14 protein-coding genes are annotated in these 17,222 nt (G+C 42.3%); 3 read left to right on the forward strand and 11 right to left on the reverse strand.

Annotated elements, in window-relative coordinates:
• The first annotated feature begins 32 nt into the window (after positions 1-32).
• The gene (ltaE, locus tag CHH48_RS12940; RefSeq protein ID WP_095219561.1) at positions 33-1,064 is read left to right on the forward strand and encodes a low-specificity L-threonine aldolase; all 1,032 of its coding nucleotides are present in this window, start codon (positions 33-35) and stop codon (positions 1,062-1,064) included.
• Positions 1,065-1,093: 29 nt separating this feature from the next.
• On the opposite strand, the gene CHH48_RS12945 is transcribed toward ltaE, so the two are convergent.
• Entirely contained in the window at positions 1,094-1,684 is a 591-nt protein-coding gene (locus CHH48_RS12945) for a YhcN/YlaJ family sporulation lipoprotein (protein ID WP_095219562.1), read from the reverse strand.
• Positions 1,685-1,839: 155 nt separating this feature from the next.
• Between CHH48_RS12945 and CHH48_RS12950 the strand changes: the two genes are divergently transcribed.
• A complete protein-coding gene (locus CHH48_RS12950; RefSeq protein WP_038559122.1) occupies positions 1,840-2,076 on the forward strand; it encodes a YhdB family protein in 237 nt (78 codons plus the stop codon).
• Positions 2,077-2,116: 40 nt separating this feature from the next.
• Here CHH48_RS12950 and CHH48_RS12955 read toward each other — a convergent pair whose 3' ends face one another.
• The 5 genes from CHH48_RS12955 to CHH48_RS12975 form a co-directional block, all read right to left on the reverse strand.
• Positions 2,117-3,679 carry a bifunctional GNAT family N-acetyltransferase/carbon-nitrogen hydrolase family protein gene (locus CHH48_RS12955; RefSeq protein WP_095219563.1) on the reverse strand — a complete coding sequence of 521 codons (1,563 nt, stop codon included), beginning with the start codon at positions 3,677-3,679 and terminating at the stop codon, positions 2,117-2,119.
• Positions 3,680-3,817: 138 nt separating this feature from the next.
• Positions 3,818-5,083: an anti-sigma factor domain-containing protein gene (locus CHH48_RS12960; RefSeq protein WP_095219564.1), complete on the reverse strand. Its 1,266-nt coding sequence runs from the start codon at positions 5,081-5,083 to the stop codon at positions 3,818-3,820.
• Complete coding sequence (gene sigI / locus CHH48_RS12965; RefSeq protein WP_245840379.1) at positions 5,083-5,814, reverse strand: RNA polymerase sigma-I factor; 732 nt, start codon at positions 5,812-5,814, stop codon at positions 5,083-5,085. Before sigI ends, CHH48_RS12960 begins: the two co-directional genes overlap by 1 nt.
• Before the next feature lie 265 nt (positions 5,815-6,079).
• Entirely contained in the window at positions 6,080-8,113 is a 2,034-nt protein-coding gene (locus tag CHH48_RS12970) for an ABC transporter ATP-binding protein (RefSeq protein WP_095219565.1), read from the reverse strand.
• A complete protein-coding gene (locus CHH48_RS12975) occupies positions 8,110-9,861 on the reverse strand; it encodes an ABC transporter ATP-binding protein (protein ID WP_095219566.1) in 1,752 nt (583 codons plus the stop codon). The genes CHH48_RS12970 and CHH48_RS12975 overlap by 4 nt, the downstream gene beginning before the upstream one ends.
• 510 nt (positions 9,862-10,371) lie before the next feature.
• On the opposite strand from CHH48_RS12975, the gene CHH48_RS12980 reads away from it, so the two are divergent.
• Positions 10,372-10,938 (forward strand): beta-class carbonic anhydrase, encoded by a 567-nt coding sequence (locus tag CHH48_RS12980; protein WP_095219567.1) that lies wholly within the window; start codon positions 10,372-10,374, stop codon positions 10,936-10,938.
• Between the two features lie 7 nt (positions 10,939-10,945).
• On the opposite strand, the gene CHH48_RS12985 is transcribed toward CHH48_RS12980, so the two are convergent.
• The 5 genes from CHH48_RS12985 to CHH48_RS13005 all read right to left on the reverse strand — a co-directional run bounded on the left by CHH48_RS12985 (position 10,946) and on the right by CHH48_RS13005 (position 17,189).
• Positions 10,946-12,025, reverse strand: a complete 1,080-nt coding sequence (locus tag CHH48_RS12985) for an undecaprenyldiphospho-muramoylpentapeptide beta-N-acetylglucosaminyltransferase (protein ID WP_095219622.1) — start codon at positions 12,023-12,025, stop codon at positions 10,946-10,948.
• Between the two features lie 211 nt (positions 12,026-12,236).
• On the reverse strand, positions 12,237-13,400 hold the full coding sequence (yhbH, locus tag CHH48_RS12990; RefSeq protein ID WP_095219568.1) for a sporulation protein YhbH: 1,164 nt from the start codon (positions 13,398-13,400) through the stop codon (positions 12,237-12,239).
• A gap of 81 nt (positions 13,401-13,481) precedes the next feature.
• Complete coding sequence (locus CHH48_RS12995) at positions 13,482-14,600, reverse strand: Ger(x)C family spore germination protein (RefSeq protein WP_095219569.1); 1,119 nt, start codon at positions 14,598-14,600, stop codon at positions 13,482-13,484.
• Entirely contained in the window at positions 14,597-15,706 is a 1,110-nt protein-coding gene (locus CHH48_RS13000) for a GerAB/ArcD/ProY family transporter (RefSeq protein ID WP_176466439.1), read from the reverse strand. The genes CHH48_RS12995 and CHH48_RS13000 overlap by 4 nt, the downstream gene beginning before the upstream one ends.
• The gene (locus CHH48_RS13005; protein WP_175074394.1) at positions 15,699-17,189 is read right to left on the reverse strand and encodes a spore germination protein; all 1,491 of its coding nucleotides are present in this window, start codon (positions 17,187-17,189) and stop codon (positions 15,699-15,701) included. The genes CHH48_RS13000 and CHH48_RS13005 overlap by 8 nt, the downstream gene beginning before the upstream one ends.
• Between the last annotated feature and the right edge of the window lie 33 nt (positions 17,190-17,222).

A 17,222-nucleotide genomic window follows, 5' to 3' on the forward strand; every position in this document is an offset into this window, starting at 1 on the left:
ACTATATAATAAGGAGGAGAGGAGTGGTCGTTATGATCGATCTGCGTAGCGATACGGTCACCAAGCCATCAGAAGCGATGCGAAAAGCTGCTTATGAAGCAGAAGTCGGAGATGATGTCTATGGAGAGGATCCAGCTGTAAATGAGCTAGAGGAAACGGTTGCCGATTTACTTGGAAAGGAAGCCGCACTATTCGTACCAAGCGGTACTCAGGGGAATCAAATCGCAGTACTATCTCATTGCAACCCTGGTAATGAAATCATCCTTGAAGAGGAATCTCATATCTTCCTCTATGAAGGAGCAGCTACATCCATTTTTGCAGGTGTGCAGACACGTACACTGAAAGGTCAACGCGGCGCGATATGTCCAGAAGGATTAGCTGCTGCGATTCGCAAGGACGATATTCATTTTCCGGAAACAGGCTTAATTTGCTTGGAAAATACGCATAACAAAGCAGGCGGAGCTGTCATCCCAATTGAAAATATGATGGTAATTGCCCAAATAGCACGTGAACATCGAATTCCAATTCACTTGGATGGCGCGCGTTTGTTTAATGCCTCTGTAGCTTCCGGTATTAGTGTAGCAAAGTATGCGCAGCTAACAGATACTGTCCAGGTTTGTTTATCTAAAGGCTTAGGAGCGCCTGTCGGTTCTGTTCTGGCAGGGTCTGAACTATTCATTAATAAAGCTAGAAAATGGAGAAAACGTCTTGGGGGCGGCATGCGACAAGCCGGTATTCTGGCAGCACCTGGTCTTGTTGCACTGCGTGAAAATATTGAGCGTCTTGCAGATGATCACGAAAATGCTAAGCTATTAGCAGATGGTCTTGCTGAGATCGACGGTATTGAAATATTGAATAAAGTCGAAACGAATATTGTACTTGCTGATGTACAAGGTACTGGTATGACAGCGGACGCTTATGTACAGCTGCTCAAGGAACAGCAGGTATTGGCAAATGCTTTCGGCCCTTATAGTGTTCGTTTTGTTACACATTATGACGTTGGTAAAGGGGCAATTAAGAAAGCTTTGGCAGTTGCTTCATCACTTTCGAAACAGCCAAATTAAAGAGAGGCTCCCACGTGGGAGCCTCTCTTTTATCTTTCGTTATTCGGGAAGACACGATTCAGCATATTGCCGAATTCAAGGAAGAAGCCTTTTACTGGCTGACCTTCATCAATTTTGTTGTTGTAGTCCTCTGCCATTCCCAGAAAATCTGGATCTGCAGACACGTATACGTTGTCGATATCTTCATCAACTGATTTCACTGCTTTTTCTACATCTTTTTTCATCTTGTCTGTTACTTCGTTGTTATTGTTATCACCAGTTGCTGTGTTTCCCATACCATTGTTTCCTGAATTGTCATTATCGTTCTTCATATCAACGGCTACAAAAGCATTGTTGTCAGTTGTAAATACATATGCATCATCTACACCTTCAACTTCTTTTACTTTTTTAGCTACATCATCCGCAACTTGGTAACGCGGCTGCTGATCGTCACCATTTTTCTGGCGGTCATCAACATCCATCGTGTTGTCACTATTCCGGTGCACCAAGTTATTGTCGGTATTATTGTATCTAGTCGGTTCTACATTACCCATGCCATTATCTTTGTCGTCATTATTTTGACAAGCTGTAAGCGTAATGGCAGCAAGGGCAGCCATGCTGATTAATTTCCATTTTTTCATTGGTGTTTCCTCCTTTGATTTGCCATACTGCGCTTAGTATGTACGGATTTTTTAACCCTATACAAAGGAGGAAGCGTGGCTGCTTATATCTGCCAGCAATGTTCCTGCTGATTGGAGAGATACTATCTATACCCTGACAGGAAGGGGATAGCGCAATGAAAGTCCAGGATTACGAAAAAGCACTGCTATTTACGATTTGGGGACAGTGGGATGATCTGCTTGTCCTCATGGTACGCACGAAGGATGATCTGCTTTCCAAGCGGATTGAAATCTTCCTGCACGCCTTTCATTATCCCTCCGAACAGCACACCGTCGTGAAATCACATGAAGAGTTAATTCAATATATCGATCATGCTTTAGGTCATACAACTCTGTATGCTTTGGACATGTAAAATAAGACTCGGGCACTTAGCTCGAGTCTTATTCATTCACTCACTGATCTTCCGGCGTTTCGCTCTCCAGATTTTTGAACTTTAATTCGAATAAGTCTTTGCGGCGATCATGCAAATGACGTACAGTCCCCGTCTTACGCTGTCGCTGCAAAATCTCCAAATCAACATCGCCGACAACGACTGTCTCGATATTCGGCGGACATTCTCCAACAATGCCGTCCCGCGCAAATTCAAAGTCAGAAGGCGTGAAAATACCGGATTGGGCATATTGAATATCCATATTTTCTACTTGGGTCAAGTTACCGACAGTTCCTGCTATTACAGTATACACTTGATTTTCGACAGCGCGCGCCTGTGCACAATAGCGCACTCGTAAGTATCCCTGGCGATCATCCGTACAGAATGGTACGAAAATGATATTTGCCCCTTGATCAACGGCATAGCGCGCCAGCTCTGGGAATTCGATATCATAACAAATCTGTATTGCAATACGCCCGCAATCTGTATCAAATACCTTTACTGTGTCACCAGGCTGTATGCCCCACCATTTCCTCTCGTTCGGAGTGACATGTATCTTGTACTGCTTCTCAATTGTGCCATCCCGACGGAATAAATAGGCAATATTATAAATATGATCGTCCTCTTCCACAAAGTGTGAGCCTCCGACAATATTGACATTGTAGCGGACAGCCAGACTTGTGAATAACTCGATATATTGCTCCGTGAATTCAGATAATTTACGAACCGCTTGAGAAGGCACTTTCTCCTCTAAGAAGCTCATGAGCTGGGTTGTAAAGATTTCTGGAAATACAGCAAAATCAGATCCAAAATCGTAAGCAACATCCACATAATATTCCACTTGCCGTGCAAATTCTTCAAAGGATTCGATTTGCTTCATCATATATTGAATCACCGTAATTCGAACCGGATAAGACGTCTTGAAATGACGTTTTGACTTTGCATGATACTCAATATTATTCCACTCCATCAAGGTAGCGAAAGTAGCGGATTGTTTGTCATCAGGCAAATAGTCGCGATTAATCCGCATCACACGGAATCCGTTCATCATTTGGAAAGTAAGTACGGGATCATAGATATTCTGTGCTTCTACCTCCTCGACATACTGCCGAGGTGTCATTTCATGCTTGTACTTATGGTAATTCGGGATTCTTCCGCCGATGATGATGCTTTTCAGGTTCATCTCTGCGGCCAGTTCCCTCCTCGCCTCATAAAGACGCTTCCCTATCTTCATACCGCGATAATCCGGATGGACCATGACCTCAATGCCATACAAATTAAACCCATCTGGATTATGATTAGTGATATATCCTTCATCGGTGATATCATCCCATGTATGATGATCATCGTATTCATTGAAATTGACAATCAAGCTGGAGCAGCTGCCAATGATCTTGCCGTCAACTTCCACACAAAATTGACCTTCTGGGAATATGTCGATATGACTTTTTAAGTGGCTTTTCTTCCATGGCTCCATACCCGGAAAGCATACTTTCTGCATGTCCAGGATTTGATCAATATCTGCTTCCGTAATATTACGTAAAACAACCTTTTTCTCAAACTGCGACAAATCAAGTTCAGACATAGTAGGTATCCTCTCTATTCAGCAAAGTTCACTACTGTTTTACCCTTACCAATATACATGTAGTCCTATTATGTGCTAAAAGTCTGGCTAGAATTGATGCTTCCCTGCTCGGAATACCTACTTCGAATCTAAAAATGCTTAGTGGTCGTTATTTTCTCTATGTCTTTCATCGTACATATCATCCCGATAATCCCTTTTATAGTCATTATCTTTTTTATTTCCTTGCTCTCTCTCAGAAGAATGTTTATTTTCTTCGTGGTCCCTGCTTTTATTATCATGATGATTTGATTGATTTTCTTTTTGTTTCTTCGACTCATCTTTTGCCTGTTGCTTTTCTTTTTCTCTAGATTCCTTCTGAGCTTCTCTCAACTGCTTTTCAGCTTCTTTTGCTCGCTTTTTTTCATCTTTGCTTTGTTTTTCTGCTTCTTTTGCTTTTTCTTTATCTTCTTTCATTGATTCTCTTGAACGCACAGCTTTTTCTTTCTTCTTCTGTTCAACTGGTGCTTTAAGCGGTTTGGCTTCTGCCTGTTCCGCCTCTGTTTTCACTATATCTGCTTGTTGATCCGCTTTCTCTCTCTTTTCTGCGGAGTTTGTAACAGCATACACAGGCTCTGGATCCTCATTGGTTTGAAGGGAAGTCTCTTCCGCTTCTGCTCCTTCTTCCTCCACATCATCTTTATAAAAATCTTTAATAATAGCTGAATCTGATTGTGTAAGAGCAGGTACAGACTTGGATGCATTTCCTTCAAGTATGGACTCAGCCATGATTTCATTCATGGATTTTTGCTCGTCCTGTGCTGTTTCGCGTACCTTATCAGGTACTTGATAGGAAGCAATATGTAATGTGTTGTTAAATCCGTTGATTGACCCCTCCAAAATATTTGTCAGCTGCTTGTCTTCTTGCTTGGTATCAATATAATTCACACCAATTATAATACTTTCCGAGTCAGCCAAAAGACCTAAGTCACTCGATATTCGCAAAATACTAGCCGCGACTGTCTTAACATCCTCATCCTGCCAATCATCCAGATTAGCGAGGACCGTTTTCGCATCTTCGTTCAAAGCTGCCACAGATACGACATCCATACGATTATTCACTTTTAATTCAATACTCGGATTAAAATCCAAACTGACATAAGCGTATGCCTTGTTGCCATTAAACCAGGAATAAACCGGAAACAATGCCAGAACAAATACAAGCACTAATACGGCAACCCGCATGAAATTCTTCATGGAAGGTGTCCAATGCGTGATTCTTGTTCTCCGAACCAGTTCCTGTGCACTGAATTCGACTTCTTGCCCGATCTCTGCCTGCCCTTGTGCACTGATTTCCAGGAATGTGCCTTCACTGGTCAGTACAATCGTGCTCCGGCGGCTTTGCTTCACGACGACTCCTCTCTTCACTAACTCACCCCCTTCATGTAGTCCTTCAGGTAGATATAATCCTCACTCAGTATAATGAAAATAGCGAGAATATACTTCCTGTTCCTTTCTAACGTCTTCTTGCTTACTGTTACCTTTTCGACAAGCTGCTTAATCGGGATTTTCTTTTTTCTTATCACATAATCCCGCAGCTCATAATCCTTATGAAGAATCTTGGCTGCTTCGATTGCCGATTCCCTTGCATCACGATGCTTTGGCGCAACTTGGATCAGCTCCTGAAAGGAAAGCTTATATTCCTTCAGTTTCTTATCGTACTCCTCGATTTCAGCACGACGATACCACGCTTCTGTTTCCTGATTATAAGCTGTCTGCGCAGCTTCAGCTTCCCGCGGATTCTCGCTGTCATCTTCATACAGCTCATCCAGCGAAGCAGCAGGAAGGCGGATCCGTTCACGTCTGATATAATCGATCGTCTTACGTTTGATCACAAGCTTTGCAAATGAAAGGAAAGAGCTCCCTTTGTCATCTGCATAGGCCAGCATCGCTTCATTGAAAGCAGAAAGGCCAATACTGAATTCTTCATCCTTTGAAGGATCAATAAATCTGCGGCAAACCTCGGAAACAGATTTTGCTATGAAAGGCTGATAACTCTCAATCAGTTCATTCTGCATCTCGGTATTTCCGGCCTGCACTTTTTTGATCTGTTCTTCTAATTTTCCGCGGTTAGGATCATTAGACTGGCGTAGATACAAGACCTATCACCTCCAGCCTTCTATATTTTTCGTAACATAATTGTAATTTTCGGGTGTAACAAGCTAAATTCAATTGTAAATTTCGTATAAATTCATTCGTATTTTTTATATATGACATATGACTTACTCCAATACTTAACCAATATGCCTATCATACAACACTTAGAGTGAAAGCCGCTTCTCAAAATAATTACAAAAAAATTAAATCTCTGCAACAATGACCCCCATAAAAAAGCCGTCCTGTATAAATCAGGACGGCTTTTTATTAACCGGCAGAACGTTTGATGCCACTTTGCTGCATCAAGTACATCTGATAATATTGTCCCTGTTTCTCCAATAGGGACATATGATTGCCTTGTTCCAATATCTTCCCATGATCCAGGACTAAAATCTGGTCGGCATGCATAATCGTCGAAAGCCGATGTGCAATAACCAATGTTGTCCTGCCCTGTTTCAATACATCCAAAGCTCGTTGGATAATAGCTTCAGTTTCCGTATCTATATTGGCTGTTGCTTCATCCAGGATTAAAATAGAAGGATTGAAAGCCAATGCTCTCGCAAATGAGACTAGCTGGCGCTCTCCCATGGAAAGCGTGGATCCGCCTTCCTTGACTGGTTCATCATATTGCTTTGGAAGCTTGGAGATGAATTGATCCGCTCCTACAGCTTGCAATGCCTGGATAGCCATTTCCCGAGAAATACCCGGATTGTTCATCGTCACATTCGTCAAAATAGTGCCTGTGAAAAGGAACGGATCCTGTAGTACGATACCCATACTGCTGCGAACCTGCTGACGTGACATTTCTTTTGTATCGATACCATCAATCGTTATTTTACCTTTCTGATGATCATAAAACCGGAATAGTAAATTCATAATTGAACTTTTTCCAGAACCAGTATGACCAACAAAGGCTGCCGTCTGGCCACTTTTTACCTTAAAGCTAAGATCTTTAAGGACATAATCTTTGTCATTATAAGCGAAGCTTACATTTTCGAAAGCTATCTCTCCGCGGTTCTTCTCCCGTCTAGCTCCTGAATCCACATCTTCACCCGGCTGATCAAGCAGCTGGAACACCCGGGAAGCAGCAACACGTGCCTGCTCCAGTAGCGGCAGCTGGTTCACAGCATCTGTAACAGGATTAAATAAGCGGTTCAAGTAATCAACAAAAGCATATAGTACACCGACGGTAACGATTGAGCCACCAGTTACAGCAGCGCCGCCGAAATACCAGATGAATGCAACAAAAGCTAAATTACGAAGAACCGTCACTAAGTTATGCGAGGTTAAAGCGCTAAGCTTCATCAGCTTACGCTGATATGTGAAGTTTCGCGTATTCAGCACTTCGAATTCCGCTTTTGTCTCTTTTTCGCGGTTGAACGCCTGAATAATCGGCATGCCCTGGATTGATTCATTGATACTGCCGTTAATCTCACTTACTGTTTTTCGGACAACTTTATTATATTTGGTACCGAAATACTTATAAACTTTCATCCAAGCCCAGAAAATAGGAATTACGAGCAAGCAGATAGCAGCAAGCCGAGCATTCAAGAAGAACATCGCTACGAAAATTCCGGCCATGTACACGAAACTCGTTACAAAGGTTGCTAGTACCCTTTCATATAAATCACGGATTGCCTCCGTATCATTGGTGATGCGAGCTACGATTGTACCGGCTGGCCGATCCACATAATAATTGATCGGAACGCGCTGTGTGTGGGCAAAAATGTCATTCCGCATCGTGCGGACAATTTTATTGGATGCCTGTTGTAGCAGGAATGTCTTCCAAAACTGGAATATAGCTGCGATAAACAGAAGCGCTGCATAGATAATCAAAAGGATGATTATCGGCTGGAACTGCGGACTGAAAAATTCATACAGTTCACTTGCTGAAAGTCTTGTACCTTCCGCTTCTTCTATCCCTCCAGGACTGTCAACCGTGATAATTCCGTCCCCAAACGTTCTGGAACCATCCAAAGGCAAAACCGCATCCGTAAAATAAAAATGCCTGCCAATCTGCAATATCGTTGCTTCTCCAACTGCATCTTCTTTCGTTTGTATTTCATCAGACCGTACATAGGTCTTTCCTTCATAATCTACTGTTTTATCTGTTTTACCTTCGACCTCGTACCAAGTAGCTTCGATACCAAGGATGTGATGATCGATAATTCTAGCGGCAATTAAAGGACCTGCCAGCTCCAATACTACTGCGATCAGCAGACAGACAAGACCGATATTGATGGTTTTTTTATTGCTTAAAGCGTATCGGAACAGTCTTCGTTCCGTCGTGTTTTTCTTCATGAGGAGATAACCTCCTTATCCTCTAGCTGTTGCAAGTAATACTGACTTGCATACCAGCCGTTTGCGGCTAAAAGTTCTTCATGTGTACCCTGTTCTTTAATCCCGCCGGCATCCAGCACGATGATCTGTTCCGCGTGCTTAACAGCTGAAAGACGGTGAGCTGCAATGATTGTTGTTTTATCCTGGCGCTCTGTTTTCAAATGTTCGATAATATTCGCTTCAGTCTTACCGTCGACGGCACTCATCGAATCATCCAGGATCAATACCTCCGGATTTTTTACAAAGGCACGTGCCAGAGCTACGCGCTGCTTCTGGCCTCCAGAAAGCGTTACGCCGCTCTCGCCCACTTTTGTATCCAGTCCTTCTGGCAAGCTCTGAATATCTGTAAGAAAGTGTGCTAGTTCCATTACGCGGAATATCTCTTCATCGGTTGCATCATGTTTGCCATATTGGATGTTCTCCCTAATCGACTTAGAGAAGAGAATCTGTTCCTGCGGCACATAACCAATCCAACTGCGTGTCTTTTCCAATGTAAACTGCTCGATTGGAATACCTCCAAGGAGCAATCGGCCTTCTCCTGGGGGATATTGCCGAAGTAACTGCTTGAATAGCGTCGACTTTCCGGCACCAGTCTTTCCAACAACACCAAGTGTTGTTCCTTGCTTGATTTCCAAGGTGATGTTATGAAGACGTTCTGTATCATTCCCTGGATAGCGGAAGCTCACAGAATCGAACATGATATCCCCTGGCTTTTCCTTGTCAGCGGGCCTTCCAGGATCTGTTACATCGGCAGGATAATCGAGTGTCGTATTGACACGATCCAAGGAGGCATTCCCCCGCTGCAGGACATTGATCAGTTCACCAACTGCAAACATCGGCCAAATCAGCATGCCGAGATACATATTGAATGACACTAAATTTCCTAGCGTGATCTCATTTCGAAAGACAAGCAAGGCGCCATAACCAATACCAATCGTATAGGAAAGCCCGACAAGAATTTTCATTGTAGGTTCGAACAATGCATCAATCTTGGCAACCTTTATATTCTTTTGATAGACATCCTCCGTCATAGCCTGGAATCGCTGCTCATCTTGTTTTTCTTGAACGAACGCTCGGGTGACACGAATGCCGCGAATTGATTCCAATACGTCGTTATTCAGGTTCCCGAAAGCTTCCTGAGCTTCTGTGAAGCGCTCATTGATTGCTTCACCGTATTTATGCATTACAATAGCCATGATAGGCATCGGGATAAGAGCGACTAATGTCAGTTCCCAGCTGATTGAAAAACCCATGATTCCGATAATCATCAGCATGAAAATGCTCGAGTCAACCAATGTCAGCACTCCGAAACCGCTTGTCATGTAAATGGCCCTTAAGTCATTCGTTCCTTGGGCCATCAAATCACCTACTTTTTTCTTGTCAAAGAACGTAGGCGTCATACGGAAGAAATGCCCCATCAGCTTGGAACGCATCAATCTCTCAAGAATTGCGGAACCACTGAACAGTGTGTAATCCCATACATAAGAAATGACGTAGTGTAAGACGATCAGCACCGCAAACAGACCGATGACTTGCCAAAGCCTCTCCGACGTAAGCGAGTTATAATTAATCTCATCAATGGTCTGGCCGATCAGCATCGGCGGAATTAACCCGATCAAGCTTGCTATAATAAGTGCGATAATTGCAACCGTGTATCGCTTCCAATATTTCAGGAAAAACCAATCTAACTTCTTCAATACATCAAACATACTTTCCCCAACCTTCTCTCTCGAATTTGTCTCAGCCGTTCAGCTAGCCATCATCATTCCAATCTTCTCCCCATTGTTTCGTCTGAACGTTCAGCATAACCTTTCCTCCTTGTTTTCTAGTTATGATAAAAAGCCGAAAGGGAACTCCGGCTTGTATCAACTATCCCTTGAATTTGCGCATAAAAAAAACGCGCACGCCCGCAGACGTACACGTTCTTAGAAGTAAGCAGCAAGCGATATGCGGCAGACTCCGTCCAGATAATTTATCCTTGTAAAGATTCCGAACAAAGGAGGAGCTGCCCATTATGAAATTGGCTGAAAAAAACTATTTTCCGGTTATTCATTGTGAGTTCCTCCTTTCAATTGTTATTTTATGCATAATAAGTATATACATACCGGTTCAAAAAGGTCAATGTAATTTTCAAATAATTTGATCAATAAGCAATATGTAAACATTTGTCCTGATATGGTAAACTAAAGAAGATAACTAAAAAAGGAGTGTCACGATCTATGTTATTAGATGACATCTTGGTTCATAACCAAAAATTCGTAGAAGACAAAGCATATGCACAGTATGAAACAGACAAGTTTCCTTCCAAGAAAGCTGTCATTCTAACTTGTATGGATGCCCGCTTGCTTGAATTGCTGCCAAAAGCAGTTAATTTGAAGAATGGAGATGCAAAAATCATTCAGAATGCTGGCGCAATGCTCGTTGACACTTCTGACAGTGCCATGAAAAGCATTTTAGTAGCCATTCATGCCTTAAAGGGCGAAGAAGTCTTCGTAATAGGTCACAAAGACTGCGGTATGCATCATCTGCACGGCTCTGACATGCTGCAACAAATCAGCAAACAAGGTGGAGATGTTGAGACGTATTTGCGTCAATCATCTAGCGAAGATATTGCAAATACATGGTTCGATGGGTTCAATAGCGTGGAAGAGTCAGTAGAAAGCAGTGCTACCTTGATTGCTAATCATCCATTGCTTCCAAAACAGGTTCCAGTGCATGCGCTCGTAATTGATCCTGCAACTGGTGAACTGACTGTCATCCGTAACGGATACGAAAAAACCAACTGACAATTTGTCAGTTGGTTTTTTTTGAATGTTCTTTTATGATTTCAATTACACGTTGTTTCGCTTCTTGGCTTTCATAATGACTCATGTTTCGTAGAATTTCGTTTTTATGTTCCTTGAGATCCTGTAAATGCTGAATTAAGGTAGCACTTGTCAGATCTTCTTCTTCCAGTACATCGGCATAGCCTTGTTTCTTGAAGGAGCTTGCATTAAGCAGTTGATCGCCTCGGCTGGCTTTACGAGATAACGGAACCAGCAGCATCGGCTTGCGCAGAGCCAAAAATTCAAAAATCGCATTTGAACCTGCTCGTGACAAGACAAAATCAGAAGCTGCAAACAAATCGTTCAGTCCTTCGTTCACATATTCAAATTGTACGTATCCATCTCGCTTGATTGTATCATCCATTTGATTTTTTCCGCAGATATGAACTATTTGGAATTCTTTTAGAAGTGTATCCAAGCTGGAACGAACAGCTTCGTTTATCAATTGGGAGCCACCGCTTCCTCCCATGATAAACAGCACAGCTTTTTCAGGAGCAAAACCGAGTTGCTCCAAACCGACCCGGCGATTACCTTGAATTAGCTCATCCCGTACAACTGCTCCAACCCATTCTGCTTTCTTGGCAGAAACATGTGATACCGTTTCTGCAAATGTCGTCACGATCTTCTTTGCGAATGGCATTGCAAGCTTATTCGCAAGTCCCGGTGTGATATCTGATTCATGAATGACAGCTGGAATATGACGGAGCCAAGATGCAAACAACACCGGCACCGAAACAAATCCACCTTTGGAGAAAATCACATGTGGCTTCACTTTACCCATGATTCGATACGCCTGCATCGTACCTTTCATTACTTTGAAAGGATCTTTGAAATTCTCTTTAGACATGTACCTTCTCAGTTTTCCTGTTGAGATACTATGATAGGTCACGCCTTCCATCGGTTCAATCAGGTCACGCTCTATTCCATTTTTTGAACCAATGTAATCGATCTTCCATCCTTCCTGCCTGAATACAGGAATCAAGGCCACGTTCACGATTACATGGCCGGCAGTGCCGCCCCCCGTAAATAGAATCCGTTTTTCCTTCATGTTGTAAATCCTTCCCTTTCCCATTAAAGCACTTCTCTATTTAATATATCTGTAATTTATTTGTAATATAAACGAAACATTTTATCGCCTTCTCTATCCTAAAGTATATCACAAAAAAAAGAAAGGGCTTTTTGGCATATGACTAATATATGCTTTTTCAAGCCTATTCTTTCCAAAAAAACAGAAAAAACAGCAGTGAAAACACTGCTGTTCAGACGGGAACTTCTGCTTCTTCGTTCGAGAAGAAGCGATGCATTGCATAGAAGACATCGGTTTTCTTTCGCAGTACGTAATAACGGAATTTCGGATGATCCATCTTACGGAAAATCTGCATCAATGTAGAATGACGGTTATACTGGTTGACCTCTCCGTAGCCGAACATACTTGATTTCTCGATAAGCTGGTTGATTAAACCAATGCAGCGACTATTATCAGAAGTAAGGTTGTCGCCATCTGAAAAATGGAACGGGTAAATATTATAAGCCGATGGTGGATACTTCTCATCTATTAACTGCAATGCTTTCCTGTAAGCTGAGGAACAGATTGTACCGCCGCTTTCTCCTTTTGAGAAAAAGGACTCTTCATCGACAACATTTGCTTCTGTATGATGGGCAATAAACTCAATTTCGACTGTTTCGTATTTCGTTCGCAAGAATCTCGTCATCCAAAAGAAGAAGCTTCTTGCCACATATTTCTCCCAATTCCCCATACTGCCGCTCGTGTCAAGCATAGCAAGTACGACAGCCTTTGAATCCGGTTTTTCAATCGCGTCCCATGTTTTGTAACGTACATCTTCCGGATAAATCGGAGCGAATGCGGCAGTGCCACTTAAAGCATTTCGTTTGAACGCCTCCAGCATTGTTCGTTTTTTGTCGATATTACCGACAAGTCCTGTTTTACGGATGTCATGGAACGCAATATCCGTTACAATCATTTGTTGTTCATCTTTTTGCTCCAGATTCGGCAGCTCCAGCTGACTGTAAAAATTCTCTTCCAGTTCTTCAAAAGATACTTCCGCTTCATAGTAGTCTTGACCAGGATGATCTCCAGCTTCCCCTTGCCCTTTTCCAGGTGCCTTCTGCTGACCGCCAGCACGCCCCAGCACATCTCCTACTTTACTGCCGCCTTTTCCTTGGCCGGCATGTTTATTCTTGTCTTGGCTATAGCGGATTTTGTATTCATCCAATGATCTAATCGGTATTTTGATCAGATCTTTTCCATTAGACATGATAATATTTTCTTCTGTGATCAAATCGGGCAGCTTGTTCTTCAATACTTCCTGGACCTTCTCCTGATGCCGCTTTTGATCATCATATCCTTTTCGATGGAGGGACCAGTCTTCTTCTGACACTGCAAAATGATTGGAATCACTCATTCGCCAGCCTCCTTAAGATAATTAGTCTATCTTATGCGGGAGTGCTGGTATTGATTAAACAAACTATAGAAAAGTGTTAAATTATCTGAAAATTCCACGCGAACGGATGTTTACATTGATATGAGGTACTATTTCAATCTCTTTAAAATCCTTTTCCCAATCGAGTTTTTTCCAATAGGAAGGATAATGTCCATAGATACTTCGACCGATTCCGAATACGTCGCTATTTGCTTCTTGAATTGTGCTGATTGTCTCATTGGCCTGGTCGGTCAATGCCTGCTCCAGTTTTTTCTTAACTTTAGGCAATTCATTCAATGAGAGGTGGTCTTGTGGGTATTCTTGGATCATTACCGTTAAATCCAATTTGATATCAGTCCTGACTTTGTTCTGTTTATCTGGTCGGGACTTAATTTTGCTGGAAAAGTCTTCTATATTAATCGTCGTATAGTTAACTGGTTCCGGGTTCTTCCCATCAAATATCTTAGCAGTGATTCTGGCTACCTTCCCTTTTTGTTTCTTCATCAACAGGAACAGAGTGGTATGTTCGAATGCAATATCCTTCCCCGTATAACTTGATTTATGAAATAATGCTAACCCGTCATAAGATACTGTCTTCCCGCCATCTCCAACCTGCAATAGAGGCAAAGCAAAGTCTTCCCCCTCTTCATATAGCTCTGATCCAATTGCTTGCAAACTGCTCTCAAATGAGTTTGTAGTATCTACTTCAGAGTCAAGTATGCCTTCTATATATTCACTCGGACGTAACTCTGATTTTGGGACTACTTTCAGCGCTTGTTCCGCACTGCCCTTCACTACCGCCGGGACGACATCAAGATGCATCCTAGGATCACGGTAATAAGCATCGACATACGGATAAATATCCTGTTTGGCAAGATTCGATCCGAATAAAAGGACATCGAGTTGCGCCGGACTATAGGTGGACGATAGCCGTCTATCAATATTCGTGCGTGCTTCAGAAGGCGTATTTCCGGTAGCTGTAAGAAATTGTGTTGATTCTTTCCCAGGTCCCTGCGCACTATTTTGTACATTCGGGATGAGAATCGTGTTTTTATAGACACCATCTTCTGTCATATCATAGGCTGCCGTAATGCCAAGCTTCACTTCCTTAAATTCCCGGGTATCCCAGCAGCCAGACAAAAGCAGTATGCAGCTTATCAATATGATAATCAGCTTTTTCATTGTACTGCCTCCTTTTTCTTATCTTTTCTGCGCAGAAAAGATAGCAGGAATAATAGAATCGGAATAAGTACAGTGAAGTATTCCGTTATCTTATCTTGGAAATCAATAATCACTCTGAAATTTTTCTCATTAAGTCCACTCCAATAAGAAACAGCGAGCACGATAATGGCAGCCGTATACACATTCAGCATCTTTTTCTTAGATTTCGGGATCTTAGCAAAAGCCCTTTCTGCACCATACAAGTACGCAGCGAAAGCCGTCATGGCAAAAACCGTCCACAACGAAAGGACAAATATATCAATCCTCGTGATAATGACAGAATCAGCAGTGCGTAGCATATATAGAACGGGCTGGGACACATGATCGATCTGATCAGATCCGAAATGAGCAAAAGAAACAATAACTGTATATAGATAGAAGAAGATAACGATTAAGTTGGCACCGACCAACGTCCGTGTTTGCTTTTTATAGGAGCCTTGAGCATAAGGCAGAAATAACAATAGCAAGACATAACTGCTAAGCGAATAGAGAGTGACCCGTATTCCTTCTATATAATCGGAAAAGGATGCCTGACCTATCGGAAGCATATAAATGAACTTCGCATCTACAAATCCAAAAAGGAATAAAACGGAAATAAGGAACAAGATGACTGCGAAAAAGGTGAACACCTTAGCTATTAGTGTCAGCCCCCCCGAAATGGTGTAGACTGCACAAATGAGCATTAATGCGTATAACACAAGAATCGGTGTCTCTGGAAGCAGCCATTCGTTAATTAATTCGCCGAAGGATGTAAGAAGGTAGATCGCAACAACAAGAAAATAAACATAATAGCCAAACCCCGCAACACTTCCCAACGTCTTACCAAAAATACTTTTCATGATATCGAATAGACCTTCTCCAGGAAAGCATCTGCTAATATGCACTATCATCAGTACAAAGAAAATAGAAATCACACCGCCGATAAGCAACGAAATCCAACCATCTGCACCCACTTCTCTATGGAGCACTGTCGGGAGATTCAGGATATCCACACCGATTTGACTCTGGATAAAGATATAAGCAAGCTGAGATAGGGTGATTTTCTGCTTCGTGTCACTTTTAGTCATTTTCATCACTCAGTTCATTTGACTTATATGGGCGCGGTGATGCTAATTGCTCTGGCCGGCGCTTCATTAGAAATTGCGGTACCCGTATTATGGTATCTTTTAAATCCCGGAATTGGATTGGTGTAAAGTAACTAAGACCCAAAGATTCCACCCGGCACAGATGAATCAAAACCATCAGTAAACCGAAAGCAATACCGATGAAGCCAAGTACTGAGCTAAGGATAATCAGTGGGAAAGTCAATATCCGCAACGAATCGCTCATTTCATTCGATGGCACAACAAATGATGCGAGTGATGTGAGGGCAATAACGATTACCATCAAATTAGAGACCAATCCAGCTGTCACTATCGCATCCCCGATAACAAGACCTCCGACAATACCAATTGTTGAACCGATTGGAGACGGTAGCCGGATACCAGATTCCCGAATTAGCTCTATGACAATAACCATGAGAATTGCTTCTACAATAGGCGGGTAAGCAATATCCCGAATAGACCCTAATACAGGAGAAATAAGTGCTTCCGGAATCACTTCGAAGTGAAAGCCGACTACTGCAATATAAAAGGATGGCAGCGTGATAGCCAGAATAAAACTGAACAGACGAATAAATCGAAGATAAGTTGCCACGAGCCAGCGAGTGTTATAATCATCCGGCGATTGATAGAAAGCATAAAATGTAACCGGTGCAATCAAACAAGTAGGATTGTTCGCGAATAAAATAGCAATCCTCCCCTCCATAAGCTGCGAAACAGTTTTATCCGGTCTTTCCGTACTCAAGAACTGCGGGAAGATACTATAAGTGCGATCCTCGATGTATTCACTGAACGCTCCTGCGCTTAATAAGGAATCATTGCTGATATTTTTCACCCTTTTTTCCAGTTCCTTCACTACACCTGGATTGACTATACCCTCCACATAAACTAAAGCAATTTCAGACTCTGTATAATCACCAACTGTCAGCTTCTTTATCGTAAGACTGCGATGCTGGATACGGCGCCGAATAAGGTTGATATTCTGCTTGATATCCTCATTGAATCCATCATGCGATCCTTTGATAACTTTTTCATTCACAGGTTCCGTGATCGCCCGGGTCACATTCTGCTGAACATTAAAGAGGTAGAAAGTGGCATTCCCTTCAATCATATAGACAGCCTTGCCTGCAAGCAGGGAAGACACTGCTTTATTAAGATCATCATTTTCTTCCCGATCTTTTATCTTCTTTATATCACCGTCCGTCTTGAGCAGCGGCTCGAATATATAACGCTGCATTTTATCTGGATCCGTAATATCATCCAAATAGACCAGTGCCTGTTTATTCCCTGGAAGCAGACGAATCTTAAGATCTGTCGAATTTCGTAATTCCTCTTTCATATATTGAATATTCTTCTCCAGTGATGCTGTGGATTGATGCGGTGGCATCTTGTCTTCCCGAATAACTTTTTCCTGTACCGGCTGGTTCTTTTTCTGTTTGAAAAAACCCATGGCGACGCACCTTTCCAGTTTCATTTCCGTTAG

Origin of the sequence: Terribacillus saccharophilus (assembly GCF_002272075.1) — a bacterium.
In the GTDB taxonomy this organism is placed as follows: Bacteria; Bacillota; Bacilli; order Bacillales; family Amphibacillaceae; genus Terribacillus; species Terribacillus saccharophilus_A.

Bases quoted from the DNA above. Each gene is read 5' to 3' on its own strand.
- CHH48_RS12985 (WP_095219622.1), bottom strand. From the start codon at position 12,025: ATGAAGGAAAAACGGATTCTATTTACGGGGGGCGGCACTGCCGGCCAT.
- CHH48_RS12980 (WP_095219567.1), top strand. From the start codon at position 10,372: ATGTTATTAGATGACATCTTGGTTCATAACCAAAAATTCGTAGAAGAC.
- CHH48_RS13000 (WP_176466439.1), bottom strand. From the start codon at position 15,706: ATGACTAAAAGTGACACGAAGCAGAAAATCACCCTATCTCAGCTTGCT.
- ltaE (WP_095219561.1), top strand. From the start codon at position 33: ATGATCGATCTGCGTAGCGATACGGTCACCAAGCCATCAGAAGCGATG.
- CHH48_RS12945 (WP_095219562.1), bottom strand. From the start codon at position 1,684: ATGAAAAAATGGAAATTAATCAGCATGGCTGCCCTTGCTGCCATTACG.
- CHH48_RS12955 (WP_095219563.1), bottom strand. From the start codon at position 3,679: ATGTCTGAACTTGATTTGTCGCAGTTTGAGAAAAAGGTTGTTTTACGT.
- yhbH (WP_095219568.1), bottom strand. From the start codon at position 13,400: ATGAGTGATTCCAATCATTTTGCAGTGTCAGAAGAAGACTGGTCCCTC.
- CHH48_RS12950 (WP_038559122.1), top strand. From the start codon at position 1,840: ATGAAAGTCCAGGATTACGAAAAAGCACTGCTATTTACGATTTGGGGA.
- CHH48_RS12970 (WP_095219565.1), bottom strand. From the start codon at position 8,113: ATGAAGAAAAACACGACGGAACGAAGACTGTTCCGATACGCTTTAAGC.
- CHH48_RS12995 (WP_095219569.1), bottom strand. From the start codon at position 14,600: ATGAAAAAGCTGATTATCATATTGATAAGCTGCATACTGCTTTTGTCT.
- CHH48_RS12975 (WP_095219566.1), bottom strand. From the start codon at position 9,861: ATGTTTGATGTATTGAAGAAGTTAGATTGGTTTTTCCTGAAATATTGG.
- CHH48_RS13005 (WP_175074394.1), bottom strand. From the start codon at position 17,189: ATGGGTTTTTTCAAACAGAAAAAGAACCAGCCGGTACAGGAAAAAGTT.